Here is a 26,376-nt window from a genome sequence, read left to right as displayed (position 1 = left end):
AGGCCCTTCACGCGCTCAGTCCGGCAGCGCCCGGCGGTAACGCGCGATGAGGGTGCGCAGCGCGTCGGCCAGTTCCGGCGCGTCCACCACCTCGAAGTCGGCGTCGAGCATGCCCACGTACAGGGCGAGCTGGAGCGGATGGTCGGAGCCCGGCGTGAAGGCGCACCGGTCGGGACCCTGTGCTTCGATCTCCACCGGAATCGGAAGTCGCTCCCGCACATGGCTTTCCGGGGCGTGCACGATGATCCGCGCCCGGTACCGCCAGGTGCCCTCGCCGACACCGCGCTCCACCCGTGCGCTGATCTCGTGATCCGGCGGCAGCGCGCGGGGGGTGAAGCGCGGTCCGGTGGGCGTGCGCGGGCGGATGCGATCCACCCGGAAGGTGCGCCAGTCGTCGCGTCCGCGATCCCAGGCCAGCAGGTACCAGCGCTGCCGATGGCTGACCAGGCGATAGGGCTCGACCTCGCGTCGAGTGTCGGCCCCGGAGTGCGAGCTGTAGTCGAAGCGCAGCCGCTCGTTGTCGCGGCAGACCCCGGCGAGCACGGTGAGCACCTCGGGGTCGACCAGCGGCCCACGGGCCGGAACCGGCAGGGTGTGCGAGCCGAAGGCGCTCACCCGGTGGCGCAGGCGGGCGGGCAGGATGCGCTGCAGTTTGGTGAGTGCGCGCAAGGACGTCTCCTCGATGCCCGCAATGGAACCCGTTGCGGCAGTGCGCAATCCGATGGCCACCGCCACCGCTTCGTCGTCATCGAGCAGCAGCGGCGGTAGCGCGCCGCCCACGCCGAGCCGGTAGCCGCCGTCCACACCGGGACGGGCCTCGACCGGATAGCCGAGTTCGCGCAGGCGCTCGATGTCCTTGCGGACGGTGCGCGTGGTGACGCGCAGACGATCGGACAGTTCGGCGCTGGTCCAGTCGCGGCGGGACTGGAGCAGCGAGAGCAGACGGAGCAATCGGGCGGACGTTTCCAACATTTCTCGATTGCACCTCCAATTGCGGAACGAACCCTTCCGCAATTGTCCCTACCGTGGCTTTACCAGCGCAAGACAGCGCAACCGCACCGAACGGAGTTCCGAGATGCACGCCGATATCCGCCCCTTCCGCCTCGAGATCCCGCAGTCCGACCTCGACGACCTGCACGACCGGCTGGCCCGCGCCCGCTACGCCCAGCACGTGCCCGGCACCGGTCCCGAACGCGGCATCCCCGTGGACGACCTGCGGGAGTTGGCCGACTACTGGCGGACCGACTTCGACTGGCGCGCCCAGGAAGCGGCGCTCAATGCCTACCCCCAGTACGTCACCGACATCGACGGGCAGCACGTTCACTTCCTGCACGTGACCTCGAGCCATCCCGATGCCACGCCGCTGCTGATAACCCACGGCTTCCCGAGTTCGGTCGCCGAATTCCTGCACCTCATCGAGCCGCTGGTGAATCCCGAGCAGGGCCAGGCATTCCACGTGGTGGCCCCGTCGTTGCCCGGCTACACGCTGTCGACGCCGCTGAGCGGCACCGGCTGGAGCATGGCGCGCACCGGGCGCGCCTGGGTGGAACTCATGCGCCGCCTCGGCTACGAGCGCTACGCCGTGCACGGCGGCGATGTGGGCGCGGGCATCTCCGGCATGGTGGCGAGTTTCGACCCCGAACACGTCATCGGCATCCACGTGGTCACCGATCCGTTCACCGCCGCCGCGACCGCGACCTTCATCCCCGGCATGGCCGACCGCCTGGACGCCGACGATCCGGTCGACAAGCTCATCCTCACCCGCATAGCGGAGTTCCAGCAGGACGGCTCCGGCTATCTCGCCATCCAGAACACCCGGCCCCAGACCGTCGGCTACGGCCTGGTCGACTCCCCGATCTTCCAATTGGCCTGGATCGCCGAGAAGTTCGCCGAATGGACCGAACGGCCCGTCGACCGCGATCAACTCCTCACCACGGTCAGCCTCTACTGGTTCACCGCCTCCGGCTCCACCGCCGCTCACACCCTCTACGACCAGGCCCACAGCACCGACTGGGGCGGCCCCACCAGCGTCCCCCAGGGCTTCGCCGCCTTCGGCTCCGACGACACCGTCCGCCGCCTCGTCCCAGCCCCCGACAACGCGCACTGGACCGACTTCCCGCACGGTCTCCACTTCCCCGCCATGGAGGCCCCTGCCGATCTCGCCGCCGACCTCCGCGCCTTCTTCGGCCCGTTGCGCTGAGGACACCGGGACGGTCCGCGAGTACGAACTCGCGGGCCACCGTCGTCGTGCGGGGTTCAGTTGTCGCGCGAGCGGGCCACGTCGACATGGAGCCTCCCATCGCCGAACCAGGCTAAGGGGGGTTGCCCGTATGGGCGGTTTGTGCTGGGGTGTGTGCACCGGGGCGCGGTCGGGGGATCGTCCCATATGGCGGGATTCGGTGTTCGGCGGAAGAAGGGGCGTTCTTTGCCGACGGGTAGTGAGCGGGACAGGTGTGCGATCGTCCGCGCCTGGTGGAACGATCCGGTGGACTACCGGTGGCTGCTGCGGACCTTGGCGGCGCGATCGGCGGACTGGCCGGTGCGGATCGTGGTGGGTGCGGGCGGGGCCGTCATGGTGGTGATCTCGGTGCTCACCTGGATCTCACCGGCGGGGCCGCACGGGACGGCCGGGCATATCGTCTTCGCGTTCGTGACCGGCGGGGCGACGCTGTGGGCGCTGCGCTGGTGGTTGGGGCCGTGGCCGGGGGAGAACGAATCGCTGCTGTTGATCGGGGCGGCCGACCTGCTGGTGGTGTCGGCGTGCCTGATGGACCAGGACCGGGTCTACGGCTCGATCGGGGCGTTGCTGCTGGTGGTCACGGGCGGCTACGTGAGCGTCTTCCACAGCCCGCGGGCACTGACCGCGCATGCCGTGTTCTCCCTGGTGTCGGTGATCGTGCTGGCGGCGCGGCTGGCGGGGGAGACCGGTGACGTCGCGCTGGCGGTCGCCATCGTCCTGATCATGGCCGTGGCCATCGTGGTGGTGCTGCCCACCGTGCACTTCTGCTACTGGGTGCTGCGCACCGACGCCCTCACCGACGCGCTGACCGCGCTGCTGAACCGCCGCGGCCTCGACTACTACCTGTCCGGTCGGTTCGGCGTGGACGACGGTCGCGCGGTCTGCGCCATGGTCATCGACCTGGACGACTTCAAGGCGGTCAACGACACCTACGGGCATTCGGCGGGCGACGACATCCTGGTCCGCACCGCGGCCCGACTACGCGCCTGCGCCGACGGCGACACTCTCGTAGCCCGAAGCGGCGGTGAGGAATTCGCCGTCCTCGCGCACCTGGACCCGGCCGCCGCACAGGCTGCGGCCGAACGCGTCTGCCGCGCCATCGCCACCATGACCGGCCCGCACACCCCGATCACCGCCAGCGTCGGCGTCGCCGCCTTCGAACACGGCGCCACCGCCGACGACCTGCTGCGCTGCGCCGACGCCGCCATGTACCGGGCAAAACAGCTGGGCGGCAACACGGTGGTGCTCGCCGGTCGGGCCGCAACCAATCCTGTCTCAGCCGCACCGCGGCGAGGCGTGCCGCGAGCGTAGGCGCGGCGAGGCTCGAATTGTCCGCGGCCTCATGTCACCGGCTCATGTCACGAAGGTTCTATTCGGACTTGCTTCAGCTCGGGCACTGCGCGCTGGATGGTGCCGAAGTCGGTGTCGTTGTGCACCACGGTCGCGTCGTGACGCAGTGCGATAGCGGCGATCTGGATATCCGTGGTCTGCGCGCCACGACCGGCGCCGATCTTCCACAGCGCGCCGCGAATCCGGCTTACCTGCTGCTCGACATCCGCATCGGTGGCGAGCCAACGGAATACCGAGCCGTAGAGCTCGGTGAGGAATGCCAGGTCCCGCTTGTTGCGCGCACTGAAACGAGCCTCGTCCATAGTGACCATCGAGGAGCACAGCACTCCGTGTACCGCCAGTTCATCGACTCTTCGGCGGATGCTCGGCTGCGACCAGTAGTGGGGCATCACCGACTGGTCCAGGAGATAGCGGGGACGATAACCGGGAAGAGGGAGCGTCACGATCGATCCGCGGCCGACGGGTCGTCGAGCTCCTCATCGGTGAGGAACGGATTGTGGTCCATGCGCTTCAGCCGAGTCAGTGCCTCGCGCTGCCGGTAGCCCTGGACCAGCTCTGTCATGGCCAGGTTGATGACGGCCTTCTTCGTGGAGAGTCCGGTGAGGCGCATCGCCTCTGCCAGGATCTCGTCGGGAATCTCGACGGTCGTTGCCATCCGAACCCCCATATTATGAATCCTCGATATTCATAATATGTCGGTTTCGTGATATCGGGAGTCGCGACGGCGGAAGTCCTCCGGCCGCGACGCCGGGTGCGAACCGTTCGAAGTGAACGGCGTCGACCCGGCGTCGAGGACGTGGCTTCGCCTTACGAGGTCGCCGCGAACGCCTCTTCGATGATCTCCTGCTGCTCCACGGCGTGCACCTTCGACGAACCCGAGGACGGGGCCGACATGGCGCGGCGCGAGATGCGGCGCAGCTTGCCGAACCGGGCCGGGAGGATCTCCGGCAGGTTCAGGCCGAAGAACGGCCACGCACCCTGGTTGGCGGGCTCCTCCTGGATCCACACCAGATCGGTGGCGGCGGCGTAGCCCTCCAGCGCCTCGTTCAGGCGGAACTTCGGAATCGGGTACAGCTGCTCGACGCGCACGATGGCGACATCGTCACGGCCCCGCTTCTGCTTCTCCGCCACCAGCTCGTAGTAGAGCTTGCCCGAGGTGAGCAGCACGCGCTTGACCTTCGACCGGTCGCCGTCACCGCTCTCGTAGGTCGGCTCCTCCAGGACGGTGCGGAACTTGTTGTCCGTGAAGTCCTCGATATCGGAGATGACGGCCTTGTTGCGCAGCATGGACTTCGGCGTGAAGACCACCAGCGGGCGGCGGATGCCGTCCAGCGCGTGGCGGCGCAGCAGGTGGAAGTAGTTCGACGGCGTGGACGGCACCGCCACCGTCATCGAGCCCTCCGCACACAGCTGGAGGAACCGCTCGATACGGCCGGAGGTGTGGTCTGGGCCCTGACCCTCGTGACCGTGCGGCAGCAGCAGCACGACCTCGGAGAGCTGACCCCACTTGGCCTCACCGGAGGAGATGAACTCGTCGATGATGGTCTGCGCGCCGTTGACGAAGTCGCCGAACTGCGCCTCCCACAGCACCAGCGCGTCCGGGTTGCCCAGCGAGTAGCCGTATTCGAAACCGACGGCGGCGAATTCGCTCAGCGCCGAATCGTGCACCGCGAACCAGCCGGCGTTCGTCGACCCGATGTTGTGCAGCGGGGTGTACTCCGCGCCGGTCTTGCGGTCGATGATCACCGAGTGGCGCTGGGTGAAGGTGCCGCGACGGGAGTCCTGACCCGTCAGGCGCACCGCGTGCCCCTCGTCGATCAGGGTGCCGAAGGCGAGCAGCTCGGCGAACGCCCAGTCCACCTTGCCCTCGTAGGCCATTTCGCGGCGGCGCTCCAGCACCGGCTTGACGCGCGGGTGCACACTGAAGCCCTCGGGCACGTTCACGAACGCGTCGCCGATGCGCTGCAGCACCGTCTTGTCCACGGCGGTAACCATATTCGGCGGAATCTGCTGGTCGTCCTCGACCGACTCCGACGGTTCCGGCCGGTACTTCTCCAGCTCGCGGACCTCGTTGAAGACGCGCTCCAGCTGACCCTGGTAGTCGCGGAGGGCGTCTTCGGCTTCCTTCATGGAGATGTCGCCACGACCGATCAGGCTCTCGGTGTAGATCTTGCGCACCGAACGCTTGGTGTCGATCACGTCGTACATCTGCGGCTGGGTCATCGACGGGTCGTCGCCCTCGTTGTGCCCGCGGCGGCGGTAGCAGATGAGGTCGATGACGACGTCCTTGTTGAACTTCTGCCGGTAGTCGACGGCCAGCTCGGCCACCCACACGCAGGCTTCGGGATCGTCGCCGTTCACGTGGAAGATCGGCGCACCGATGAACTTCGCGATATCGGTGGAGTATTCGGTGGAGCGCGAGTACTCCGGCGCGGTGGTGAAGCCGATCTGGTTGTTGACCACGATGTGCACGGTGCCGCCGGTGCGGTAGCCGCGCAGACCCGACAGGTTCAGGGTCTCGGCCACCACGCCCTGGCCCGCGAAGGCCGCGTCGCCGTGCAGCATGAGCGGCACGACGGAGAAGTTGCGCTCCTCCTCGCCCTTGGTGGACAGGTCCTCCTTGGTGAGCAGGTCCTGCTTGGCGCGGACCAGGCCCTCCAGCACCGGGTCCACCGCCTCCAGGTGCGAGGGGTTGGCGGTCAGCGACACCGTGATGTCGTTGTCGCCGAACATCTGGATGTAGGTGCCCTGCGCGCCCAGGTGGTACTTCACGTCACCGGAGCCGTGCGTGGCGGCCGGGTTCATATTGCCCTCGAACTCGGTGAAGATCTTCGAGTAGGGCTTGCCGACGATATTGGCCAGCACGTTCAGGCGGCCACGGTGCGGCATACCGATGACGACCTCGTCGAGGGCGTGCTCGGCGCACTGGTTGATGACCGAGTCCATCATCGGGATGACCGACTCCGCGCCCTCCAGCGAGAAGCGCTTCTGACCCACGTACTTGGTCTGCAGGAAGGTCTCGAACGCCTCGGCGGCGTTCAGCCGCGACAGAATGTACTTCTGCTCGGCGACCGACGGCTTCTCGTGCTTCTGCTCGACCCGGTCCTGGATCCACTGCAACTGCTCGGGATCGAGGATGTGGGTGTACTCCACGCCGACGTGGCGGCAGTAGGCGTCGCGCAGGATGGACAGCACGTCGCGCAGCTTCATGCGCTCCTGGCCGTGGAAGCCCGCCACATTGAATTCGCGGTCCAGATCCCACAGGGTCAGGCCGTGCTCGGTGACGTCCAGGTCCGGATGCGAGCGGAACTTGTCCTTGACCAGCCGCAGCGGATCGGTGTCGGCCATCAGGTGGCCGCGGTTGCGGTACGCGGCGATGAGCTCCTGCACGCGCACGCTCTTGTCGATGCCGCGCTCGGTGACGTCGCGGCGCCAGCGCACCGGCTCGTAGGGCACGCCCATGCCGTGGAAGATCTCGTCGTAGAACTCGTCGGAGATCAGCAGCTGGTGGATGGTGCGCAGGAAGTCGCCGGACTCCGCGCCCTGGATGATGCGGTGGTCGTAGGTGGAGGTGAGCGTCATCAGCTTGCCGATACCGATCTCGGCGAGCTGGTCGTCACCCATGCCCTGGAACTCGGCCGGGTACTCCATGGCGCCCGCACCGATGATCGCGCCCTGACCCGGCATGAGCCGCGGCACCGAATGGTTGGTGCCGATGGTGCCCGGGTTGGTCAGCGAGATGGTGACGCCCGAGAAGTCCTCGATGCCCAGCTTGCCGTCGCGGGCGCGGCGCACGATGTCCTCGTAGGCGCTGTGGAACTGTGCGAAGGTCATGCCCTCGCAGTTCTTGATGGCCGCCACGACCAGGGAGCGGTTGCCGTCCTTGCCGGGCAGGTCGATGGCCAGACCCAGGTTGGTGTGCGCCGGGGTGACCGCGTTGGGCTTCCCGTCGATCTCGGCGAAGTGCCGGTTCAGGTTCGGGAAGGACTTGACCGCCTGCACGATGGCGTAGCCGAGCAGGTGGGTGAAGGAGATCTTGCCGCCGCGGGTGCGGGCCAGGTGATTGTTGATGACCAGACGGTTGTCGATCATCAGCTTCGCCGGGATGGCGCGCACGGAGGTGGCGGTGGGGATGGTCAGGGACGCCGACATGTTCTTCACGACCGCCGCGGCGGGCCCGCGTAGGACCTTGGCCTCATCGCTCACGTCCGCCTTCGGCGCACCCGCGGTGGGGGCGGCGTTGGAGGCGGGGGCGGGAGTGGTCTGCGGGGAGCGCGCCTGCGCGGGAGCCTTGGCCGGTGCCGGTGCCGGTGCGGGCGCGGCGGCGGGCTTCGGAGCGGCGGGCCGCGGCGGGGCGGGAGCCGGAGCGGCGGCGGCAGCGGCCGGGGCGGCGGCCTGGCTGTTGCCGTCGGCGTTGTTCTCCGGTGTGTAGTCGGCGAGGAACTCGTGCCAGCTCTCATCGACAGACGACGGGTCCTGTTTGTACTTCTGGTACATCTCGTCGACGAGCCACTGGTTCTGTCCGAACTGGTCTGTTGAGCTGCTCACAGCAGGTGTTCGCCTCATTTCGTTCTTCGCGCTGCGACGTTTGTGACGTGCCCGGCACGGGTAATCGGCAAGATGCGCGCCGATGCGCCCCCACTGAGGATATGCCCCCGCCCGATCGCCCGTGGGCGTGGACTACCACCGGGTGGACATCTCCCTTGGTGACGACTCGTCCCCGCCCGAGAATATTCCTTTCTCCGCACCCGCCGCAGCCCACAGGCGGGAGTACGTGCCCGCGGCGGCCAGCAGTTCGTCGTGGGTGCCGATTTCGGTGATGCGGCCGTGCTCCACGACCGCGATCCGATCGGCCTGGGCGGCGGTGGCCAGGCGGTGCGCGACAATGATCGCGGTCCGCCCGCGCGTCACCGATCTGCTCGCGACCAGCACCGATGCCTCGGCCGCCGGGTCGAGCACGGCCGTGGCCTCATCGAGCAGCAGCAGATCCGGGTGCACCAGCTCGGCCCGCGCCAGGGCGATGAGCTGCCGCTGGCCCGCCGACAGTCCCCGTCCTCGTTCGCCGACCGGCTGCCCGAACCCGCGCGGCAGGGCCGCGATGGTGTCGAGCGCTCCCACTTCATCGGCTGCCCGCGCGATCTGTGAGGTGGTGGCGAAAGGTTTGCCAAATGAGATGTTGCTCGCCACGTCGCCGGTGAAGAGGTGAGCTTCCTGCGGCACCACACCCAATCGGGAGCGGTAGTCGGTGAGCCGGTAGTCCCGGATGTCGACGCCGTCGACGAAGACGCCGCCGGAATCCGGATCTCGGGGCAGGTCGTAGAGCCGGGCCAGCAGTTTGACGATCGTCGACTTGCCCGCACCCGTCGCGCCGACGAGCGCGAGGCTGCCACCGGCGGGGATGCGGAAACTCACCCCGTCCAGGGCCGGGGTCGAGGCGGTCGGGTACCGGAAACGCACATTCTCGAATACCACCTCGCCGCGCAATTCACCCGCGATCGGGACCGCGTTCTCCGGATCGGCTGCGATGGACGATTCGGTGCGCAGCAGTTCGCCGATGCGCCGCAGGCCCACCCGCGCCTGCTGATAGCCGTCGAAGAGCTGGGACAGCTGGTGGATGGGGCCGAACAGCAGGCCCAGGTACAGCACGAACGCCACCAGCGTGCCCGCTGTGGTGGTGCCCCGGGCCACCTGCCAGGCTCCGGCGAACACCACGGCGGCCAGCGCCAGATCCGTCCACGCGCCGACGAAGGAGAAGAACACCGCGATGGCGCGCTGCGCCCGCATCCGGCTGGCCCGGTAGTTGTCGGAATACCGGGCGAAGCGGCGCGCGGCCCGCGGCTCGTGCCGGTACGCCTGCACCACCCGCAGCCCCGACACGTTCTCCTGGAAGTCGGCGTTCACCGTGGCGGCGTGCTCGCGCGCCGCGCTGTAGGCCGAATTCGACACCCGGCGGAACAGCCAGGTGGCCAGCGCCAGCGGCGGAATGGCGGCGATGATCACCAGTGCCAGCTGCGCGTCGATCAGCAGCAGCGCCGCCGCGATGCCCACCACGGTCAGCAGGCTGACCACCACCTCGGGCACGCCGGTCTGCAGGAAGGTCGACAGCGCGTCGATATCGGTGGTCATCCGGGTCATGATCCGACCGGACAGTTCGCGCTCGTAGTAGTCCAGGCCGAGTCGCTGCAAATGCGCGTAACTGCGCACTCGCAGCCCGTACAGCACCCGCTCCCCGGCCCGCGACCCCCACAGCAGCGCCGCCGAGGCCACCACCCAGCCGACCGCGACCAGCACCGCGCCACCCCCGGCGGCCCACCCCAGCGCCCCGCCGTTCCCGGCACTCACACCATGGTCGATGGCGAACCGCACGAGGGACGGGAATCCCACGCTCACCAGTGCATCCAGCCCGAGCAGCAGCACGGTCGCCGCCACCAGCCACCGCACCGGCCGCAACGCCCGCCGCAACCGGAACCCGGGATCGGGCTCCCGCAACCCCCGCTCGTCCACCCCGGGCAGCTCGGTGGCCGGTGCCAGCTTCCGCAGCGACCGCCGCACCTCGGGCGGTGTATCCGGATCGAGCTGAGTGGGACCGGCCGCGCCGTGCCCCACGGAGACGGCATCCGGGTCGGGTCCGCCGTCCGCGGCGGTGCTCACGTGATGCTCGCGGCCCGGACTCGAAGTGTCCGAGTGGTGGCTGCTGTCCGAACCGGCGGCCCCCACGTGGGGCCCGCTGTCCGTCGGGGTAGCCGTTGGCGACTGTCGGCCCGAGCTGACGTCCACGCGCCCGTCCGGTGGGTCCGATGCGGGTGCGGGTTCGCCGTGCGGGGACCCGCCGTGTGCTCGGGGTTCGGTGGGCGGTTGCTCGGTCGTGGTGACCGGTCGGTGATCGGTTGCGGGTAAGGACTCGTGGTGGGGTGGTTCGGTGCTTGCCCGGTGGTCGGTGTCGTGGCCGTTGCCCCTCGATCGGTGGTCCGACCGGGCGTACTGGCGTTCGGCCGGTGCGGGGAGTACGCCGGAGGCATGGGACGACATCCCCAGCGGACCCCGTTCTACGGGGTGCTCATGCTGCTGTTCGTCATGCTCGCCGGGCTGTGGGTGCGCGACTGGTCGGTCGTGTGGTTGCGGGTGCTCGGGTTCGCGACGCTGTTCGTGGTGGCCGTTGCCGGGTTCCTCATGACCTTCCGCGACTATTCCTGACGGCACGGTGAGGTCCGGGCCGGGGAGGCGGATGACGCGGTCGGCGCGGGCCAGGGTGGATTCGCGGTGGGCGAGGATGATGGTGGTGCGGCCCGCGCGGTGGGGGAGGGCGTCGAAGATGGCGGCCTCGGTGACGGCGTCGACGGCGGAGGTGGCGTCGTCGAGAACCAGGATGCGCGGATCGGTGAGCAAGGCGCGGGCCAGGGCGATGCGCTGGCGCTGACCGCCGGAGAGGGTGAGCCCGCGCTCGCCGACCACCGTGTCGTAGCCCTCGGGCAGCGTCTCGATGAATTCGGCGGCCGCGGCGATGTCGGCGGCGGCGCGGATCTCGGCCGCGGTGGCGTCGGGGCGGCCGAGAGCGATATTGGCGGCGATGGTGTCGGAGAACAGGAACGGCTCGTCGAACACCACACCGATGGCCGAACGCAGGTCGGCGGCCCGCAATTCGGCGAGATCGGCCCGGGTGTCACCGCCGCGCAGCATGATTCGACCGGCGTCGGGCGGGTAGAAGCGGGGCAGCAGCAGCGCGAGGGTGGACTTCCCCGACCCCGCGGGACCGATGATCGCCACCGTCTCGCCCGGTTCCACCGTCAGCGTGAAATCGCGCAGGATGGGCTGCTCCGGATCGAATCCGAAGCTCAGCCCGTCGATCTCGATGCCGAGCGGCCCGCTGGGCAGGGCGACCGGATGCTCCGGATCGGTCCGGAGCGGGGCGCTGTCGATCACCTGGTGCACACGTTCGGCGGCGGCGCGGGTCAGCTGCGCCATCACCAGCACCGAGGAGATGGTGCGGGCCGCCGCGGTCATGGTCGCCACATAGGCCGTGAACGCCAGGAAGGTGCCGACGCCGATCGATCCACGCAGCGCCAGCAGCCCGCCGACCGCGATCACGCCGACCAGCCCGGCCTGCGGGATGGCCGCCAGCGTCGGCGCGAATCGGGCATCGAGTCGCGCCGCCCGCATGCGCTCGGCGAACAGCCGCCTGCCGTGCCCCTCCAGTACGCCGACCATGCGGGACTCCTGCCCGAAGCCCTTCACCACCCGGACTCCGGTGACGGTCTCCTCCACATGCTGGGCGAGATCGGCCGCCCGCTGCTGCGCCGACCAGGTGGCCGCGTACAGCCGTGGCCGGATCCGGTACACCACCACGGCGATGGCGGGCACCACCAGCAGTGCGGTCAGGGCCAGCGGCGGCGACAGCCACAGCATCACCGCGGCCGCCAGCACGAATTGCAGGGCCGCCATGGTCGACCAGGGCGCCATGGCCAGCAGTCCCTGCACGAGTTGCAGATCGGTGATCGAGCGTGAGACCACCTGCCCGGTCCGCAGCGCGTCCTGCCCCCGCCCGTCGAGCCGCTGCAGCGCCGCCAGCAGATCCAGCCGCAGTTCGTGCTGCACGTCCAGCGCCAGCCGTCCCGCCAGCCAGCGCCGGGTGAAGGTGGCCGCGAACCGCCCCACCGCCAGCACGGCCATGAATCCGGCCATCACCCCGATGATCGCGGTATCGCCCGCCGTCGCCCCGTCCAGTGCGCGTTTGGCCAGCAGCGGCCCGGTCACCTCGACCACGGCCCCCGCGAGCAGGGCCGCGGTGATGCCGAGCAGCACCCACGGATGCTCCCGGCAGCGCGCCCACAAGCGCCGAATCCACCCGCCGCGCGCGGCGCCCGCCGCCGGTCGGTTCCTCGGCTCATCAGTCTCGATCGCAGTCATCCGTATCGACGGTATCTACCCGCACCGACGCGATTTTGTTCCCGCCGGATCGGGACGCCCGCTTGTGGACCGTGCTGGTCGGAGCCGCCCCGCCGATTCAGCGCGTCGATCACGCCGTTCTGTTCGTCCCCGACCGGAGCGCTCGGCCGCGTTCCGCGGAGTGGTGCTCGGCTTCCGGCGGATGGGCGGCTTCCCGGGCCGGGTGTTCCGCCAAGTCCGCTGGCTGGTTTCGGATGCCGCGGTCGAGCGGGAACTGCGCGCGCCGACCCGCCCGCTGGACCTGGCCGCCGAGATCGCCGTGTACGGGACCGACACTCCGGTGGCCCGCCACGGATCACACCGTGTGGCAGCGGGTTTCGATCGTCACCGACTAGAGGTCGCGCACCCGTAGGAACCACCAGGCCGCGGTCACCGTGCCGACGGTCCACAGCAGCAGCACCACGATGGCCGCCGGGGTGTGCGCGATGAAGGCGGCATCGGCGAACGCGCCCGCGGTGGCGGTGGCGAGGGTGGCCGAGACCGGCAGCACGGTGGCGAAGCCCGGAATACCCGCCCCCTGCACGACCAGCCACACCAGCGGTTCCAGCACCGTCCACCCGACGATGACAGCGACGGCTTGGACGGGTGAGCGCAGCAGGTACCCCAGTGCCGCACCCAGCAGCGCCCAGCACAGCGCGCTCAGCAGCACGCCGCCGAGCAGTCCGAAGAACCAGGCGTGCAGTTGCAGCCGCTCGCTGCCGAACAGCAGGAAGGCCCCGAGACCGAGCACCTCGGTGAGCAGCACCGTGCCGACCGCGAAGGCCGCTGTCACAGCCAATTTGGAGCCGAACAGCAGATTTCGGTCCGGGGTGAGCAGCGCGCTCACCGGCAGCGTGTGGTACCGGTACTCGGCCCCGGAACCGATCGCGCCGAATATTCCGGCCAGTACGATGGCCGCCGCCAGCGTCGCCCCCACGGCGAGTAGCGCCGACCCGGCCGCCATGGTGTGTGAGATGCCGTCGCTGGCGATGGCGGTCTCCACCGTGAGTCCGGCGACGGTGAACACGATCGCCCCGACCAGCACCAGCGCCCCGGCCATGGTCCGGTTCATGCGCAGCGAGGTGACCTTGCGGACCTCGGAGGTGCCCGCCTGGAGCACGGCGGGCGGCACGGTGCGGATCATCGACTACCTTCCGGTCGGAAACCTGTGCGGCACGGCGGATGTCACCGCGGCATCGCGTACAACGCCGGGGACGGCGGGGCGGGCGCGCCCCGGGTGAGGGTGGCGAGCACCTGATCCGGGTGGACGTGTTCGGCACTGACCTCGGTGAGCTGCACCCGCGCCGCCGCGGCGGCCGTCTCCAACTGGGCGAGGGTCACCTCGGCGACGGCGAGCCGACCGTCCGGCCGCATCACCGCGTCCGTGAAGCCGTGGGCGGCGAGCGTGGTGGCCAGCGCGATCTGGCTGGAGGACTTGACCAGCAGCCGATCCGGGTGGCTGCGGCGCAGTCGCGCCGGACTGCCCTGGTAGGCGATGGCCCCACGGTCCAGCACGATCAACTCGTCGGCCATCGGCAGCGCCTCGCTGAGGGTGCGCGCGGTGAACACGACGGTGCCGCCGCGCCTGGCATGCGCCCGCAGGAACTCGGTGAGCCACGCCGTTTCCCCGGGGTCCAGGCCCAGGGTCGGCTCGTCGAGCACCAGCAGCGGCGGATCGCCGAGGAGTGCGGCGGCCAGGGCCAGCCGGGTGCTCATGCCCGGTGTATAGGACTGGATGCGCTGACCGCCCACGGTGTCCAGGCGCACCAGGGCGAGCAGTTCGTCCACCCGAGCATCGGAAACCCCTGCGGCACCGGCGAATACCCGCAGCTGATCGCGGGCGGTGCGGGCGGGGTGCAGTCCGCGCGGGGTGAGCGCGGCGCCCACCGCGCGCCGTCCCGGACGCACGCCCGAACCGGGGCCGCCGATGTGCACGGTGCCGGAGGTGGGTGGCAGCAGGCCGAGCAGCATGCGCAGCACGGTGGATTTGCCCGCCCCCGGCGGGCCGACGAGTGCGGCGACGGTTCCGGCCGGCACCACGAAACTCACATCGCGGACCACGGGCGCGGTATCGAAGGTCTTGTGCAGGCCCGCGACGGCGAAGGCGAGCGGCCGCGCCGGGCTCATCGCGCCTGCTTGTCTGCCGCGTCCAGGGCGGGCAGCGGGTCGGCGTCGATGACGTGTGGTTGCGGCCAGGTGCGCGGCGGGGTGCCGAACGCCTGCCGGGAGTTGTCGATGAGCCGGTGGCCCAGCGCCCGGTTGCCGAAACCGCCGACGGCGGCGCCGATTCCGGCGGGCAGCACCTTGCCGAACATGAGCGCGCTGCGTTTGGTGATGAACTGCACCAGGAATCGCTTGAGCAGCGAATCGTTCATGCTGCTGATGCCGGGAATCTTGTTGGCCAGCAGGGTGCCCCAGTTCTTGGCGGAGTGACCGACGCTCTTCTGCACGATCTCCATACCGCTCTCGCCCAGCACCACGGCGAGCACCAGCGCGCGGCGGCGCTCCTTGTCCTCGGGTGCGACACCGTGCACGGCGGCGACGGCGAGGGTGAACACCGCGGAGGCCTCCAGGAAGAACGCGGTCTCCGCGGAGATGGCCGCCACCGAGGCGACGGTTCCGACGCCGGGCACCGCGGCGGCGGCGCCGACGGCCGTGCCGCTGCCGGTCACCGTGGTCAGGTACAGCTTCTCCAGTCGCGTGATGATCTGCGCCGGGGATTCGTCCGGATGGGCCTTGCGCAGCCGTTCCACGTATTTGGCGACGGCAGGCGCCTGCACCTGTGATCCGTTGTCGAGCAGCGAGACGACCGTCTTCTCCAGTCCGCCCTTGAACATCGACAACACCCCTCTCCTCCGGTCCGCTGACCAGAACTCTATGGCACGAAGACAACGATCCGCGATGTACGGCGGTTCCGGGTCGATCACCGGCTGTACCCGGGCGAGCGGCTGCCGCCGTACCGGCGGACACCTGTGCAATACCCAGAATGCGGCCTCCCGCTCGCCCGCGCCGCGTGGCGGACGCGACGCTCCGTACGGGCGAGGCGGTGACGCACCGCGTGTCGGGCCGCGGTGGACCGCGAGGCGTGTGCTGGCTGCCCGCACGCGCCGGGGCCGTGAGCTTTGGTGCCGGGTTCGGTGGACTCGAGGCTTCGGGCTTGGCGGCAGGTGACGCACCGCATGCTGCTGGTGGCGGTGGACCGTGACGCTCGCTGTGGTCGGGTGGCGGCCCACGGATGTTGCGGTAGCGGTGGCGGGCCCCGGGAGCTTCGCGCGGCGGGGTGGTGGCTGTCGGTGCGCGGGCTTACCGTGATCAGGTGACCGGAGTGTCCGAGGGCGCTCGGGGCCTGCCCGATCCGCGTCTGCGACCGTATGTCCTCTCCTACGAGGGCTACCTGTTGCGCGGCTTCGCGCCGGGGACACATGTGGGCATGCCCGCGACCACGCTGACCATGCTGGTCACCATCGACGAACCGGTGGACGTGCCGGTGTCCTCGCATCCCGAGCAGGCGGGCGGGCGCTGGGACATGTTGGCCAGCGGATTGACGGTGCGCCCGGCCCTGGTCGCGCACGATGGTTTCCAGCACGGCATCCAGTTGGGTTTGACCCCGCGCGGGGCACGCGCGCTGCTGGGTGTTCCCACCGCGGCGCTGGGTTCGTGGGTGGTGGATCTCGGTGACCTGCTGGGCGCGCGGGCGGTGGAGTTGCGGGACCGGATCTCGGCGACGCCCGCCTGGTCGGAGCGGTTCGCCGTGCTGGACGACATCCTGCTGCGCGAGGTGCGACCGGTGCCCTGGGCCGACGAGCTCACGCGGGCCTGGGATCTGCTCTCCGGGCCCGGCCCCTGGGTGCGGGTCGGCGACGTGGCCGCCGATATCGGTTGGAGCCGCAGGCATCTGGTCAACCGGTTCACCGCCGAATTCGGCATCTCGCCGAAGGACGCCGCCCGCATCGCCCGCTTCGAGCGCTCGCACCGACTGCTGCGGTTGCCGGACGTGCCCGCGCTCGCGGAGGTCGCCGCCCGCACCGGATACTACGACCAGGCGCACATGGCCCGGGAATGGCGCGAATTCGCCGGTCTGCCGCCGTCGGTGTGGCGGGAGCGCGAGGTGTTCCCATTCGTCCAAGACCAGCTCCCGTACGCGGCGGGATCCTCGTCCCATGACTGAATCGACCGCCGCTGAATCGACCGCCGCTGTACCGGCCTCCGTTGCGTCGACGCCCACCGCGCCCACCGGCACAGCGATCTGGCCGTGCCTGACCTACCGTGACGCCCGCGCCGCCATCGACTTCCTGGAGCGGGCCTTCGGATTCGAGACCCGCGCCTGCTACGCCGAAGGAGAGGTGGTGCACCACGCCGAGCTGGCGTGGCCCGGCGGTGGCGGGGTCATGCTCGGCTCCTGGCGGGAGGACATGGCCGCCAGGGAGCTGCCGCCCGGCGCGGGCTGCGTTTACATCGCCCTCGAGGACGTGGACGCCCTGCACGACCGCGCCCGCGCGGCCGGGGCGAGGGTCACCCGGGAGCTGCGGGAGGAGGAGGGCTACGAGTCCCGCGGCTTCACCGTCCGCGATCCCGAGGGCGTGTACTGGAGTTTCGGTACCTATCGGGGGCACGGAGAGTCCTGACGACGCCGCCGACACCGGACGCGGAACCGCGACCCACCGGTGCTGGGGCGGTCCGTCTTTCGCGCCCGCGTGGCCGGGGCGAGGGTCACCCGGGAGGTTGGGTGCCACCGCCTCCCCGGGGGCCGGGTGCCGCTGCCCGCCCTGATGATCGGACTGTGCCCCGGCTTGTCCCGCTACGCCGCCCCGTGTTCGGCAGGCACCCGCTCGGCCTCCACCGGCGGCGGGGGCGGGGTGCCGTCGCCGAACGGCTTGCCGCCCAGCGCTTCCCGTCCGTGTGGGGTGAGCCAATTGGACAGTTCCGGCCCCTTGGGCACGATCCCCGTCGGGTTTATGTCCCGGTGGACGATGTAGTAGTGCTGTTTGATCTGCGTGAAGTCGACGGTGTCCCCGAAGCCGGGCGTCTGGAACAGGTCGCGGGCGTAGGCCCACAGCACGGGTAGTTCGGTCAGCTTCTCGCGATTGCATTTGAAGTGCCCGTGGTACACGGCGTCGAATCGCACCAGCGTGGTGAACAGCCGCACATCGGCCTCGGTAATGGTGTCGCCCACCAGGTAGCGCTGCCCGGCGAGCCGTTCGGAGAGCCAGTCCAGCGCCGTGAACAGCCGGTCGTAGGCGGCGTCGTAGGCGTCCTGGGAGCCCGCGAATCCGCAGCGGTAGACGCCGTTGTTGACCTCGGTGTAGACCCGCCGGTTCACCGAGTCGATCTCGGCGCGCAGCTCCTCCGGATACAGCCGCGGCGCGCCCGCGCGGTGGTATTCGGTCCACTCCGTGGAGAAGTCGAGTGTCATCCGGGCGTAGTCGTTGGTGACGACCTGCCCGGTGCGTTCGTCCACGACGGCGGGGACGGTGATGCCGCGCGGGTAGTCGGGGAAGCGCGCGAAGTACGCGTCTGCCAGGAAGTGGATGCCGAGTACGGGATCCACGCCGCCCGGGTCGAGATCGAAGGTCCAGCTGCGCTTGTCGTGTGTGGGCCCGCAGAGGCCCAGCGACAGTACCGGTTCCAGGCCGAGCAGTCGCCGCACGATGAGCGTGCGATTGGCCCACGGGCAGGCGCGCGCCGCGACCAGTCGGTAGCGGCCGGGCTCCACCGGGTAGCCGTCGGGCCCGTCGGCGGTGATCCGGGTGGTGATGTAGTTGGTGTCCCGCGTGAACTCGCCGGGTTCGACGTAGCTGCCGCGCTGCGAAGTGTCCGAAGCCGAAGTAGTCACCCGGCCAGTCTGTCAGAAGGCGCGCGCTCCCAGTAGGGCGTGACACCGTCGGTGGGCAGGGCTGTCGCCCGGTCGCGCCAGCGCCTAGATTCGCCCTCATGACCGACACCAAGCCGACCCGTCTCGAGTACGTCACCACCGAGGGTGGCGCGCGGGCCGCCGTCATCACCGTCGCGCATCCGCCGCTGAACCTCTTCGACAAGGCGCTGATGGAGGCCCTGGCGGCCGATATCGCCGAGCTGTCGGCCACCCCGCCGCGGGCACTGCTGTTGCGCGCCGAGGGCAAGCTGGTGTCGGGCGGCGTGGACGTGCACATCTTCGACGGCCTCACCCCCGATCAGGGCGCGGAACTGTGGCGGACCCTGTTCGCGCGCATCATCCACCCGTTGGAGGCGCTGCCCTGCCCGGTCGTGTTCGCCGCGCACGGCCTCACCCTGACCGCCGCCTTCGAGGTCGCGCTGGCCTGCGATGTCATCCTGGCCGCGCCCAAGGCCAAGTTCGGGTTGGTGGAGACCGTGGTGGGGCTGACCCCGTCCATGGGCGGTCCGCAGCGGCTGGCCGAGCGCGCCGGATCCGGCCGCGCCCGCGAATTCGTCATGACCGGCGACCTCTACGACGCCGCCACCATGGCCGACTGGGGCGTGGTCAACGCCGTCCACGAGGACGTCGACACCGCCGCCCGCGCGCTGCTGGCCCGCCTCGCCGACGGTCCCACCAAGGCGCACGCCGCCACCAAGCAGATCATCGAGGCGTGGCGCTCCGGCGGTGTCGCCCACGCCGATTCGGTGACCCCGGCCGTCTCCGGCGCGCTGTTCGACACCGCCGATCTGCAGGGCGCGGTCCGCAGCTTTCTCGAGGTCGGCCCAGGTAAGGCCACCTATACCGGTCAGTGAGTCGGTTTCAGCCGGGTGACGGCTGAAAGACGTTTGCCGACAATCCACCCTAGAATGTGACGTGCATCATATAGTCACTGGTGCCTGATGGCTCGGAGGCACTCGGAGGGACGGATGTCGCAGTTACTGGTCGAATATCCCCAGGCGTCGTGCGAATCGCGAAAAGCCTGGAGCGACAACCCCCTTGCGCGCGGTGCCGACGGCGTGCTGCGGTACGGCAACCTGAATCCGGCGCTCACCGAGCTGCTGGACATCCAGGTGCACACCTTCGCGGCGCGGGAGGCGGTGGTCGAGATCGGCGGCCCCCGCCTCACCTACCGCGAGCTCTGGTACTCGGCCTCCCGCATCGCGGGCGGGTTGCAGGAGCACGGGATCGGCTACGGCGACCGGGTGGCGGTGCGCATGCCGGTCGGGGCGCGCTGGGTGCAGGCGTTCCTGGGGGCGCTGCTCTCCGGTGCGGTGCCGGTACTGGTACACGAGGGCCTCCCGGATGCGCTGGCGGAACGGGTGATCCACGACAGCTGCGCGGACTACATCCTGGACGGCGGCGGCAGTGCGGCCGGATTCCGCGAGGCGCTGCCCGACGGCGCGGCGTTCATCGACGACGGCGCCTCGCTGACCGAGTTGGCCCTGCTCTGCTACACCAGCCCCGCCCACGGCGCGGACCCCAAGGGCGTGGAGCTGACCAACGAGAATCTGCTCTCGGCCATCCGCTCCGTGGTGGGCGCGCTGGATCTGCCCACCGACGGGCTGCGAAATCTGCTGCTGCTGCCACTGTCGCATGCCAGCGGCTGCGTGGACCAGCTGCTGCCGACCTTCGCGGTGGGCGGCACCGTGGTGCTGGCCCCCGACCCGGAGGCGGTCGCGGCAGCGCTGGTGTCCGAACGCATCGACATGGTCTCGGCCACACCGCGGGTGTTCGCCGGGCTGGTGCCCGAACTGGCGGGGCTGCGCCTGGACCGGGTCGGGCGGGTGTGCAGTGCCGGTCATCGCGCCGAACTCGCCGCCGCCGAACCCGGGATCGCCGATACGGTCGCCGCCGCCCTGCGCGACATCTTCCCCGAGGCCCGCCAATGGTCGGTGTGGGGTGCGACGGAGACCAGCGGCATCGGACTGGCCCGCGACGACACCGCCACCCGGGACGCGCTCGGATTCGCCTTCGGCGGAACCGAACTCGCGCTCTGGGGCCCGCGCGCCGACACCGGCCACGGCGAACTCCTCTGCCGCGGCCCCAATGTCACCCGGCGCTACTGGAACGACCCGCAGACCACCGAATCCCGTTTCACCGGAACCTGGTTCCACACCGGGAATCAGGTCAGCATCGACGCCGACGGCCTCGTCCGCCGCGCCCACCGGTAGACGGCGCGTTCCGCCCTCGCATCACCGAGTGCTGCCGACGCAATCCGCCCGGTGCCGCCGTCCTTCCCGGATCGCCGTTGTCCGGTGCCGCCGCCATCTGGGCTCGCCGTTCCCTGGTGCCGCCGTCACCAGGGACGAGGGGCTCGAACGGTGGTGCACGCACCGGAAACGAGGTCGACGCTCGGCGACCGGGGCGCGGACTCCGCATCCGTGCTCGGCACTGATGCGTGGTGGTCGCCGATAATCGTTTGTCGGAAACCGTATGGATCGGCGAGGATCGGTCTCCCGCACCAGCTTTCGCCCGTGGTGTAATCGGCAGCACGCGAGATTTTGGTTCTCGCTGTCCAGGTTCGAGTCCTGGCGGGCGAGCTCACTCCAGCAGGCGGGCGCGCAAAGCCTCGCGGCGGTCGGGGGTGATGCCGATCTCGACGAGGTAGCCGTCGATGCCGCCGTACATCTCCACCATGGAGGCGGTTCCCGCCGCGAGGTAGTCGGCGCGTACGCCGAGCAGATCGTCGGAGAGTTCCTCGTCGCTGCCGGCGGCGATGATCGCGCGCAGGGTGGGGACGGCGTCGTTGCTGCGCAGGTAGTCGGCGAAGATGTCGTCCTCGGTGACGTCGACGGCGCGCAGTACGGTGGCGACGGCCCAGCCGGTGCGGTCCTTGCCCGCCGCGCAGTGCACCAGCGCGGTGCCCGCCAGGATCGAGTCGGCCAGGGCGGCGATGGCGGTGTGCGCCTCGGGCAGGGCGGGGAACCGGCGGTAGACCTCGAGCATGTGCGCGGAGGCGGTGCTGTGGCGGCGGGCCTCGTGCGGCGGGGCCTCGCCCATGCGCGGATCGAACGGGGTGACGTTGAGCCGCACGCCCTCGGGTAGCGAGTCGTGACCGATGTAGTCGATCTCGGCGTGGCCGCGCAGGTCGTGCACGTCGGTGATGCCGAGTTCGAGCAGGGTGGCGTGGCCGTCGCCGTCGAGGCGGCTGAGTTCGGCCGACCGCATGAGGATCCCCGAGCGGACCTTCGCGCCGCCTCCGGTGCGCGCGCCCGCGACGTCGCGGTAGTTGAAGGTGCCGGGGATGAGGAACTGATCGGAGCCCGCTGAAGTCACCGACCCAGGCTATCGGTACGGCGGTATACCGTGGGTGTCGATGTCGGATCGATGGGACGAATTCCTGCTATGACCAGGGGGCTTTACGGCTTACACCTGTGTCATATGGCACAGTATGTGGCATTGTCCCGAATCGAATCCATAAAATACCGTTCGGTCGCCAAAGTCGGCGTTTACCAGGTCGCCAGCCTAATTCCGAACATTCCCGTTCGATCGCGTCACTGTTCCGATTAGGTAACAAAACCGTCTTCAGGTACGAAAATGGCTATCAAAGCTGGTCGAGCACCCAGAAAAACCTTTACCATCGGTACCCGTTGAGCGGTTGCATCCGAGGTGGAAGCCTGGGGGGATCAGTGTCGATCCGGCAACCCGCTGAGCGAGCCGCGCAGTGCGAAGTGCGCGAGTTCTTTCGCTGAGGGAGTCGTCGTTGAGCGCTGGAGAAACAATTCACATCGGAGTGCGGCCCGCCATGACCGAGTCGATCGAGAAGGCCGCCGCCTCGCTCGATTTCACCGGTACCCGGGCGCTGCGCGTACTGCTGCACGCCGGAATCAGCGCGCTGTGGCCGATCATCAAGGCCACGCCGGACCGGCAGATCGAGGCGTACGAATCCACCCTGGCGGTGTTGCGCCGCCGCTGGGAAAACCAGTCGGTCTGCACCCCGGATCCGGTGGCGTCGGCCATGTACCGGCAGATGGACGCCGATGTCGTGTCCTTCCTGCATCTGTGCGCCGAGCGTTCGGGCACCGAATGGCTGGAGCCGGTCGAGGCCATCGCCGCTTACCTGGTCGCGGTCATGCAGGGCATCGTGTTGCGCTGGCTGGCCGACTGCGATGACGAAACCGCCCTGGTGGTGCTGGACGACCTGGTCTCGAGCCTGTCGACCAAGGCGCTCGATCGCGGTTGAGTCGAAGCGGTGCGCCCGGTGGCAGCGGGCGCGTCGGTCGGGGTAGTCCTGGAGTGGGCGGGTTCGGCACGTCCGGAATGCTGGACGGATGACCAGTTTCATGGTTGAGTGGCCTATGTGACCGATTCGTCGCTGATCAGCGGGCTGCACGCGGCCACCGCCGATCTGGATCCACCGTTGGCCGCCGTCGACCTCGCCGCCCTGCGGGCCAATGCGAACGACCTGGTACGCCGCGCGAACGGCGTACCGATCCGGGTGGCGAGCAAATCGGTGCGGTGCCGGGCCGTGCTGGAAGAAGTGCTCGGCAAGGACCTCACCGCCGACGGCGGCTTTGCCGGCATCATGGGCTACTCCCTGCGCGAGGCCATCTGGCTGGTGCACGAGGGCGCCCGCGACATCCTGCTCGGCTACCCCACTGCCGACCGCGCCGCCCTGGCCGAACTGGCCGCCGACGACACGCTGCGCGCGGCCATCACCCTCATGGTCGACGATGTCGATCAGCTGGACTTCATTCGTGCCGCCGTCGGCACCGAGCACGTGCACCCGCGCGTCTGCCTCGACGTGGACGCCTCGCTGCGGATCGGCCCGCTGCACCTGGGGGTGCGCCGCTCGCCCATCCGCACCCCGGAGCAGGCCGCCGCCCTGGCCGCCGCGGCCGTCCGGCGCGGCTTCGAAGTGGTCGGCGTGATGACCTACGAGGCGCAGATCGCGGGCCTGCCCGATACGAATCCCGCTGTGCGCCTGGTGAAGAAGATGTCCGCTGCGGAAATCCTGCGGCGTCGCCGCACGGTGCTGGAGGCGGTGCGCGCCGAGGTCGGTGAACTCGAGATCGTCAACAGCGGCGGCACCGGCTCCATCGAGGTGAGCATCGCCGACCCGGACGTCACCGAGGTGACCGCCGGTTCCGGGCTCTATCTGCCCACCCTCTTCGACGGCTATCGCAATCTGGCCCGGCGCCCGGCCATGCACTTCGCCCTGCCCGTGCTGCGCCGCCCGGCCCCGGGCATCGCCACCGTCTTCTCCGGTGGGTTCATCGCCTCCGGTCCGGCGGGTGCGTCACGGGTGCCGAAGCCGGTGTGGCCCTTGGGATTGAAGCTGATCGGCACCGAGGGTGCGGGTGAGGTGCAGACCCCGCTCACCGGCGCGGGTGGACTGCGCATCGGCGACCGCGTCTGGTTCCGCCACGCCAAGGCCGGTGAACTCTGCGAGCGATTCACCGAAGTTCACCTGGTGAAGAACGGTATTCGCACCACCGTGCCCACCTACCGCGGCGAGGGGAAGTGCTTCGGCTAGACCCGATCCAGCTGCAGGAACGCCGCCAGATCCGACAGCTCCGCCGTGCCGCTGGGCAGATACTCGGTCAGCAGCGGTGAACGCACGATGACCGCCGCCCACATGGCGCGGGAGATAGCGCTGGTCAGCCAGTGTCGGGAGAGCAGCGCCGCGACACCGTGCGGGGCGTCCTTGGGGGCCGAGGTGGTCATGGAGACCAGCACCACCGCGGCCTCGCGACCCTGGAAGTGATCGGGGGTGCCGACGAGCACATCCTCGATCCGGGCGCGGGACAACGAGGTTCGAATCCGGGCCACCTGCGCGTGATACGGCGCGACCACCAGAATGTCGTGCGGATGCAGGCGACGCGTGACGGCCCCGGTATGCCAGGGCAGCCCGAGCAGGGTGCGCACCTGGCGCACGATTTCCCGGGCCTCCTCGGCGGATTCGGCGGCATTGCCGTGATGTTCGACCGTCACGGTGCGGATGCCGGGCGCGACGCCGTCGAGTTCCCGTGCCAGCGTGACGGTTTCATTGGCCCGCAGCCGATTGTCGTAGCGCAGCCGCGACACCGGGCCGCACATGCGCGGATGCATGCGCCAGGTGCGGTCCAGGAAGTAGCCGTACTCGGCGGGCAGCGTCCGATGCGGTCCGATCAGCCAGCCCAGCACCGCCTCGTCCACCGGTTCCGGATGCGCGCCGTGCCCGGTGCGTGGTGCGGGATCGCCCACCAGCAGCAGGTTTCGGGCGCTCACCGCCACCGCGACGGTATCGGCCAGGGGGAAGCGACCGGCGTCGGCGATCACCAGCAGATCCAGGCTGTCGCGCGGAATCCGTTCGGTATCGGTGAAATCGTCGGGCAGGCCACCGACCACGCAGCCATTGACGGCATTGTCGAGGAAACGTGCATAGCGGTCGGCGTCGATGCCCAACCACTCCGGGGCCACCGTCTGCGCGTCCGCCTTGGCCACCAGTTCCGGCAACACCCCGACCCGGACCACCGCGTCCAGCAGATGTTCCACCGCCACATGGGAGCGCGCCACCACGCCGACCCGCCACCGGTACCGGGTCACCAGGCGTTCCACCGCGCGGGCGGTGGTGTCGGTCTTGCCGGTGCCGGGCGGACCCTGCACCGCCACATAGGAATCCGCGAGATCCAGGACGGCCGCGGTGATGGCGGCCGCATGGTCGCCGAACACCTCCGGCAGCGCCCCACCCGACAGCAGACGCGGCGGGCGGCGGCACAGCAGGTCGAAGGTCGCCGTCGGCGGCACCTCCGGCAGGGTCACCAGCAGATCGTGCGCCACATCCTCGATGGCGTCCTCGAGCCGGTCGGCGCGCGCGGGCGGGCACGGGGCGATGGCGGCGGGCAGTTCGTCGAAGGGTTCGCAGCCCGCGGGCAGCAGTTCCACCACCCGCACCACATCGTCGAAATTGGCGTCCAGCGCACAGCCCAGCACGGTCGCGCGAGCCAGCGGGCGGCGGCCGGGACGAGCCGGGATATCCGGTGCCGCACGGTCGTACAGGGTGACGACCGGGGTACCGGGCGGGGGTGCGTGACCGGTGCCGAGCCGTCCGGTCAGGGTGAGATAGCGGCGCATGGGATGCTGGCCGGTGCGGTGCCAGTTGGTGTCCACCGTGCCCCAGTCGGCGATGAGCACGCCCGGAGTGTCGGCCCATTCCTCCACCGGATGGTCGAGGCGGTCCGCGTGTGCCCAGCGCAGCGGGCGACGCTCACGACGGTGGTAGCCCAGGGCGGCGGCGGTCAGCGCGGCCGCCAGCCGGGCGTCGTCCCGCTGCCCGTCCACGTCGTACGCCGCCCCGCCACCCGATCGCGCCGCATCGCCGCGGGCCGGGCCGGTCGCGAACTCCCGCAACGCGGCCTCCACCGCGGCGGGCACCGGCTCGGCCACCATCTCGTCGGGACGCCCCCGAGGATGAACGGCGTACCCCTCGGCCAACTCCAGCAGCCAGTCACGCAGCCGCGCCACGGCAACCCAGTCACCCGCACTATCCGCCGCGGCCGCGCAATCGGAATCGAGGTGCGCGAGCGCGGCATGCTCCAACTCGGTCAGCGCCGGCGCGGGCAGCAGGGACTCGGTGAGCCCCGCACCCACGAAAGCCGCCTCCGCCCATACCGAGTCGGCCGGTTCGGCGACCGAGATGAACTCGTAGACCGCGCGATATGTGCGAGCCCCGGTTCCCCCGGATCGGGCCACCGGCTGCGTCCGTTCCGCATCGGCCTCGACGAATTCCACACCGGCGCTCCCCGCCCCCACCACATCCGCTCGCCCGGTGCCAGTGACTTCGCCCGGCACCCCGTCGATTCGGGACGTATCGACGAGACCGTCGTCGATGTGCGAGACGTCGGCGTGCACCGCATCGGCGATTCCGGTCCGCGCGGCTGCGGTCGATGTCGTCGCCGACTCCGATTCCGGTGCGGCGGTAGCCGTATCGGTCGGTGCTGTTGCCGTAGCGGTCGTGGCTGCGGTCGTC

The 26,376-nt window shown here is 69.9% G+C and carries 20 protein-coding genes and 1 tRNA gene; 10 read left to right on the top strand and 11 right to left on the bottom strand.

Features of this window, described 5'->3' with window-relative positions; all coding sequences use genetic code 11:
- Positions 1-15: 15 nt before the first annotated feature.
- A complete protein-coding gene (locus ON31_RS23305) occupies positions 16-972 on the bottom strand; it encodes a helix-turn-helix transcriptional regulator (RefSeq protein ID WP_039816847.1) in 957 nt (318 codons plus the stop codon).
- Positions 973-1,075: 103 nt separating this feature from the next.
- Here ON31_RS23305 and ON31_RS23300 point away from each other — a divergent pair, with 103 nt between their 5' ends.
- Both ON31_RS23300 and ON31_RS23295 read left to right on the top strand, forming a co-directional pair.
- Positions 1,076-2,200, top strand: a complete 1,125-nt coding sequence (locus ON31_RS23300) for an epoxide hydrolase family protein (RefSeq protein ID WP_039816846.1) — start codon at positions 1,076-1,078, stop codon at positions 2,198-2,200.
- A 225-nt stretch (positions 2,201-2,425) separates the two neighbouring features.
- Entirely contained in the window at positions 2,426-3,550 is a 1,125-nt protein-coding gene (locus tag ON31_RS23295) for a GGDEF domain-containing protein (RefSeq protein ID WP_255222224.1), read from the top strand.
- A 47-nt stretch (positions 3,551-3,597) separates the two neighbouring features.
- On the opposite strand, the gene ON31_RS23290 is transcribed toward ON31_RS23295, so the two are convergent.
- The 4 genes from ON31_RS23290 to ON31_RS35775 all read right to left on the bottom strand — a co-directional run bounded on the left by ON31_RS23290 (position 3,598) and on the right by ON31_RS35775 (position 12,493).
- Positions 3,598-4,032 (bottom strand): PIN domain-containing protein, encoded by a 435-nt coding sequence (locus ON31_RS23290; RefSeq protein WP_115061459.1) that lies wholly within the window; start codon positions 4,030-4,032, stop codon positions 3,598-3,600.
- The gene (locus ON31_RS23285) at positions 4,029-4,244 is read right to left on the bottom strand and encodes a type II toxin-antitoxin system VapB family antitoxin (RefSeq protein WP_039816843.1); all 216 of its coding nucleotides are present in this window, start codon (positions 4,242-4,244) and stop codon (positions 4,029-4,031) included. Before ON31_RS23285 ends, ON31_RS23290 begins: the two co-directional genes overlap by 4 nt.
- A 152-nt stretch (positions 4,245-4,396) precedes the next feature.
- A complete protein-coding gene (locus ON31_RS23280; protein WP_081592676.1) occupies positions 4,397-8,155 on the bottom strand; it encodes a multifunctional oxoglutarate decarboxylase/oxoglutarate dehydrogenase thiamine pyrophosphate-binding subunit/dihydrolipoyllysine-residue succinyltransferase subunit in 3,759 nt (1,252 codons plus the stop codon).
- A gap of 114 nt (positions 8,156-8,269) precedes the next feature.
- Positions 8,270-12,493: an ABC transporter ATP-binding protein gene (locus ON31_RS35775; RefSeq protein WP_051037645.1), complete on the bottom strand. Its 4,224-nt coding sequence runs from the start codon at positions 12,491-12,493 to the stop codon at positions 8,270-8,272.
- A gap of 163 nt (positions 12,494-12,656) precedes the next feature.
- Here ON31_RS35775 and ON31_RS23270 point away from each other — a divergent pair, with 163 nt between their 5' ends.
- A complete protein-coding gene (locus tag ON31_RS23270; RefSeq protein WP_218007376.1) occupies positions 12,657-12,884 on the top strand; it encodes a hypothetical protein in 228 nt (75 codons plus the stop codon).
- Here ON31_RS23270 and ON31_RS23265 read toward each other — a convergent pair.
- From ON31_RS23265 to ON31_RS23255, 3 genes are read right to left on the bottom strand one after another with little or no spacing between them, the layout of a single operon-like run.
- Positions 12,864-13,655: an ABC transporter permease gene (locus ON31_RS23265; protein WP_039816840.1), complete on the bottom strand. Its 792-nt coding sequence runs from the start codon at positions 13,653-13,655 to the stop codon at positions 12,864-12,866. The two genes, ON31_RS23270 and ON31_RS23265, sit on opposite strands and share 21 nt — an antisense overlap.
- 41 nt (positions 13,656-13,696) lie before the next feature.
- Positions 13,697-14,638, bottom strand: coding sequence for an ABC transporter ATP-binding protein (locus ON31_RS23260; protein WP_039816838.1), 942 nt, complete (start codon positions 14,636-14,638; stop codon positions 13,697-13,699).
- A complete protein-coding gene (locus ON31_RS23255) occupies positions 14,635-15,348 on the bottom strand; it encodes a hypothetical protein (protein ID WP_029931518.1) in 714 nt (237 codons plus the stop codon). The genes ON31_RS23260 and ON31_RS23255 overlap by 4 nt, the downstream gene beginning before the upstream one ends.
- Before the next feature lie 479 nt (positions 15,349-15,827).
- On the opposite strand from ON31_RS23255, the gene ON31_RS23250 reads away from it, so the two are divergent.
- Both ON31_RS23250 and ON31_RS23245 read left to right on the top strand, forming a co-directional pair.
- Entirely contained in the window at positions 15,828-16,679 is an 852-nt protein-coding gene (locus tag ON31_RS23250; protein WP_039816835.1) for a helix-turn-helix domain-containing protein, read from the top strand.
- A gap of 76 nt (positions 16,680-16,755) precedes the next feature.
- Positions 16,756-17,136 carry a VOC family protein gene (locus tag ON31_RS23245; protein WP_039816886.1) on the top strand — a complete coding sequence of 127 codons (381 nt, stop codon included), beginning with the start codon at positions 16,756-16,758 and terminating at the stop codon, positions 17,134-17,136.
- Positions 17,137-17,309: 173 nt separating this feature from the next.
- On the opposite strand, the gene ON31_RS23240 is transcribed toward ON31_RS23245, so the two are convergent.
- On the bottom strand, positions 17,310-18,344 hold the full coding sequence (locus ON31_RS23240) for a glutathione S-transferase family protein (protein ID WP_039816833.1): 1,035 nt from the start codon (positions 18,342-18,344) through the stop codon (positions 17,310-17,312).
- A 98-nt stretch (positions 18,345-18,442) separates the two neighbouring features.
- Between ON31_RS23240 and ON31_RS23235 the strand changes: the two genes are divergently transcribed.
- From ON31_RS23235 to ON31_RS23225, 3 genes are all read left to right on the top strand, one after another.
- The gene (locus tag ON31_RS23235; protein WP_039816831.1) at positions 18,443-19,237 is read left to right on the top strand and encodes an enoyl-CoA hydratase/isomerase family protein; all 795 of its coding nucleotides are present in this window, start codon (positions 18,443-18,445) and stop codon (positions 19,235-19,237) included.
- Between the two features lie 114 nt (positions 19,238-19,351).
- Positions 19,352-20,596, top strand: a complete 1,245-nt coding sequence (locus ON31_RS23230) for a class I adenylate-forming enzyme family protein (protein WP_039816827.1) — start codon at positions 19,352-19,354, stop codon at positions 20,594-20,596.
- Between the two features lie 297 nt (positions 20,597-20,893).
- Positions 20,894-20,965, top strand: a tRNA-Gln gene (locus tag ON31_RS23225).
- A 1-nt stretch (position 20,966) separates the two neighbouring features.
- On the opposite strand, the gene ON31_RS23220 is transcribed toward ON31_RS23225, so the two are convergent.
- On the bottom strand, positions 20,967-21,701 hold the full coding sequence (locus tag ON31_RS23220; protein ID WP_029931524.1) for a tyrosine-protein phosphatase: 735 nt from the start codon (positions 21,699-21,701) through the stop codon (positions 20,967-20,969).
- Positions 21,702-22,170: 469 nt separating this feature from the next.
- Here ON31_RS23220 and ON31_RS23215 point away from each other — a divergent pair, with 469 nt between their 5' ends.
- Positions 22,171-22,608, top strand: a complete 438-nt coding sequence (locus ON31_RS23215) for a TetR family transcriptional regulator (protein ID WP_081592674.1) — start codon at positions 22,171-22,173, stop codon at positions 22,606-22,608.
- 117 nt (positions 22,609-22,725) lie between these two features.
- Positions 22,726-23,901: an amino acid deaminase/aldolase gene (locus ON31_RS23210; protein WP_081592685.1), complete on the top strand. Its 1,176-nt coding sequence runs from the start codon at positions 22,726-22,728 to the stop codon at positions 23,899-23,901.
- Here ON31_RS23210 and ON31_RS23205 read toward each other — a convergent pair.
- Positions 23,898-26,376, bottom strand: a 2,479-nt coding sequence (locus ON31_RS23205; RefSeq protein WP_157533758.1) for a DEAD/DEAH box helicase, incomplete at its 5' end; no start/stop codon positions are given. The genes ON31_RS23210 and ON31_RS23205 overlap by 4 nt on opposite strands.

Origin of the sequence: Nocardia otitidiscaviarum NBRC 14405, assembly GCF_000308635.1 — a bacterium.
GTDB lineage: Bacteria > Actinomycetota > Actinomycetes > Mycobacteriales > Mycobacteriaceae > Nocardia > Nocardia otitidiscaviarum.
Note: the sequence above shows the minus strand (reverse complement) of the source record. Positions and strands in the feature narration are given on the sequence as shown.

Coding starts and splice junctions, on each gene's coding strand:
- ON31_RS23235 (WP_039816831.1), top strand. CDS start 18,443: ATGACCGACACCAAGCCGACCCGTCTCGAGTACGTCACCACCGAGGGT.
- ON31_RS23300 (WP_039816846.1), top strand. CDS start 1,076: ATGCACGCCGATATCCGCCCCTTCCGCCTCGAGATCCCGCAGTCCGAC.
- ON31_RS23230 (WP_039816827.1), top strand. CDS start 19,352: ATGTCGCAGTTACTGGTCGAATATCCCCAGGCGTCGTGCGAATCGCGA.
- ON31_RS23215 (WP_081592674.1), top strand. CDS start 22,171: ATGACCGAGTCGATCGAGAAGGCCGCCGCCTCGCTCGATTTCACCGGT.
- ON31_RS23285 (WP_039816843.1), bottom strand. CDS start 4,244: ATGGCAACGACCGTCGAGATTCCCGACGAGATCCTGGCAGAGGCGATG.
- ON31_RS23305 (WP_039816847.1), bottom strand. CDS start 972: ATGTTGGAAACGTCCGCCCGATTGCTCCGTCTGCTCTCGCTGCTCCAG.
- ON31_RS23280 (WP_081592676.1), bottom strand. CDS start 8,155: ATGAGGCGAACACCTGCTGTGAGCAGCTCAACAGACCAGTTCGGACAG.
- ON31_RS23265 (WP_039816840.1), bottom strand. CDS start 13,655: ATGATCCGCACCGTGCCGCCCGCCGTGCTCCAGGCGGGCACCTCCGAG.
- ON31_RS35775 (WP_051037645.1), bottom strand. CDS start 12,493: ATGACTGCGATCGAGACTGATGAGCCGAGGAACCGACCGGCGGCGGGC.
- ON31_RS23260 (WP_039816838.1), bottom strand. CDS start 14,638: ATGAGCCCGGCGCGGCCGCTCGCCTTCGCCGTCGCGGGCCTGCACAAG.
- ON31_RS23255 (WP_029931518.1), bottom strand. CDS start 15,348: ATGTTCAAGGGCGGACTGGAGAAGACGGTCGTCTCGCTGCTCGACAAC.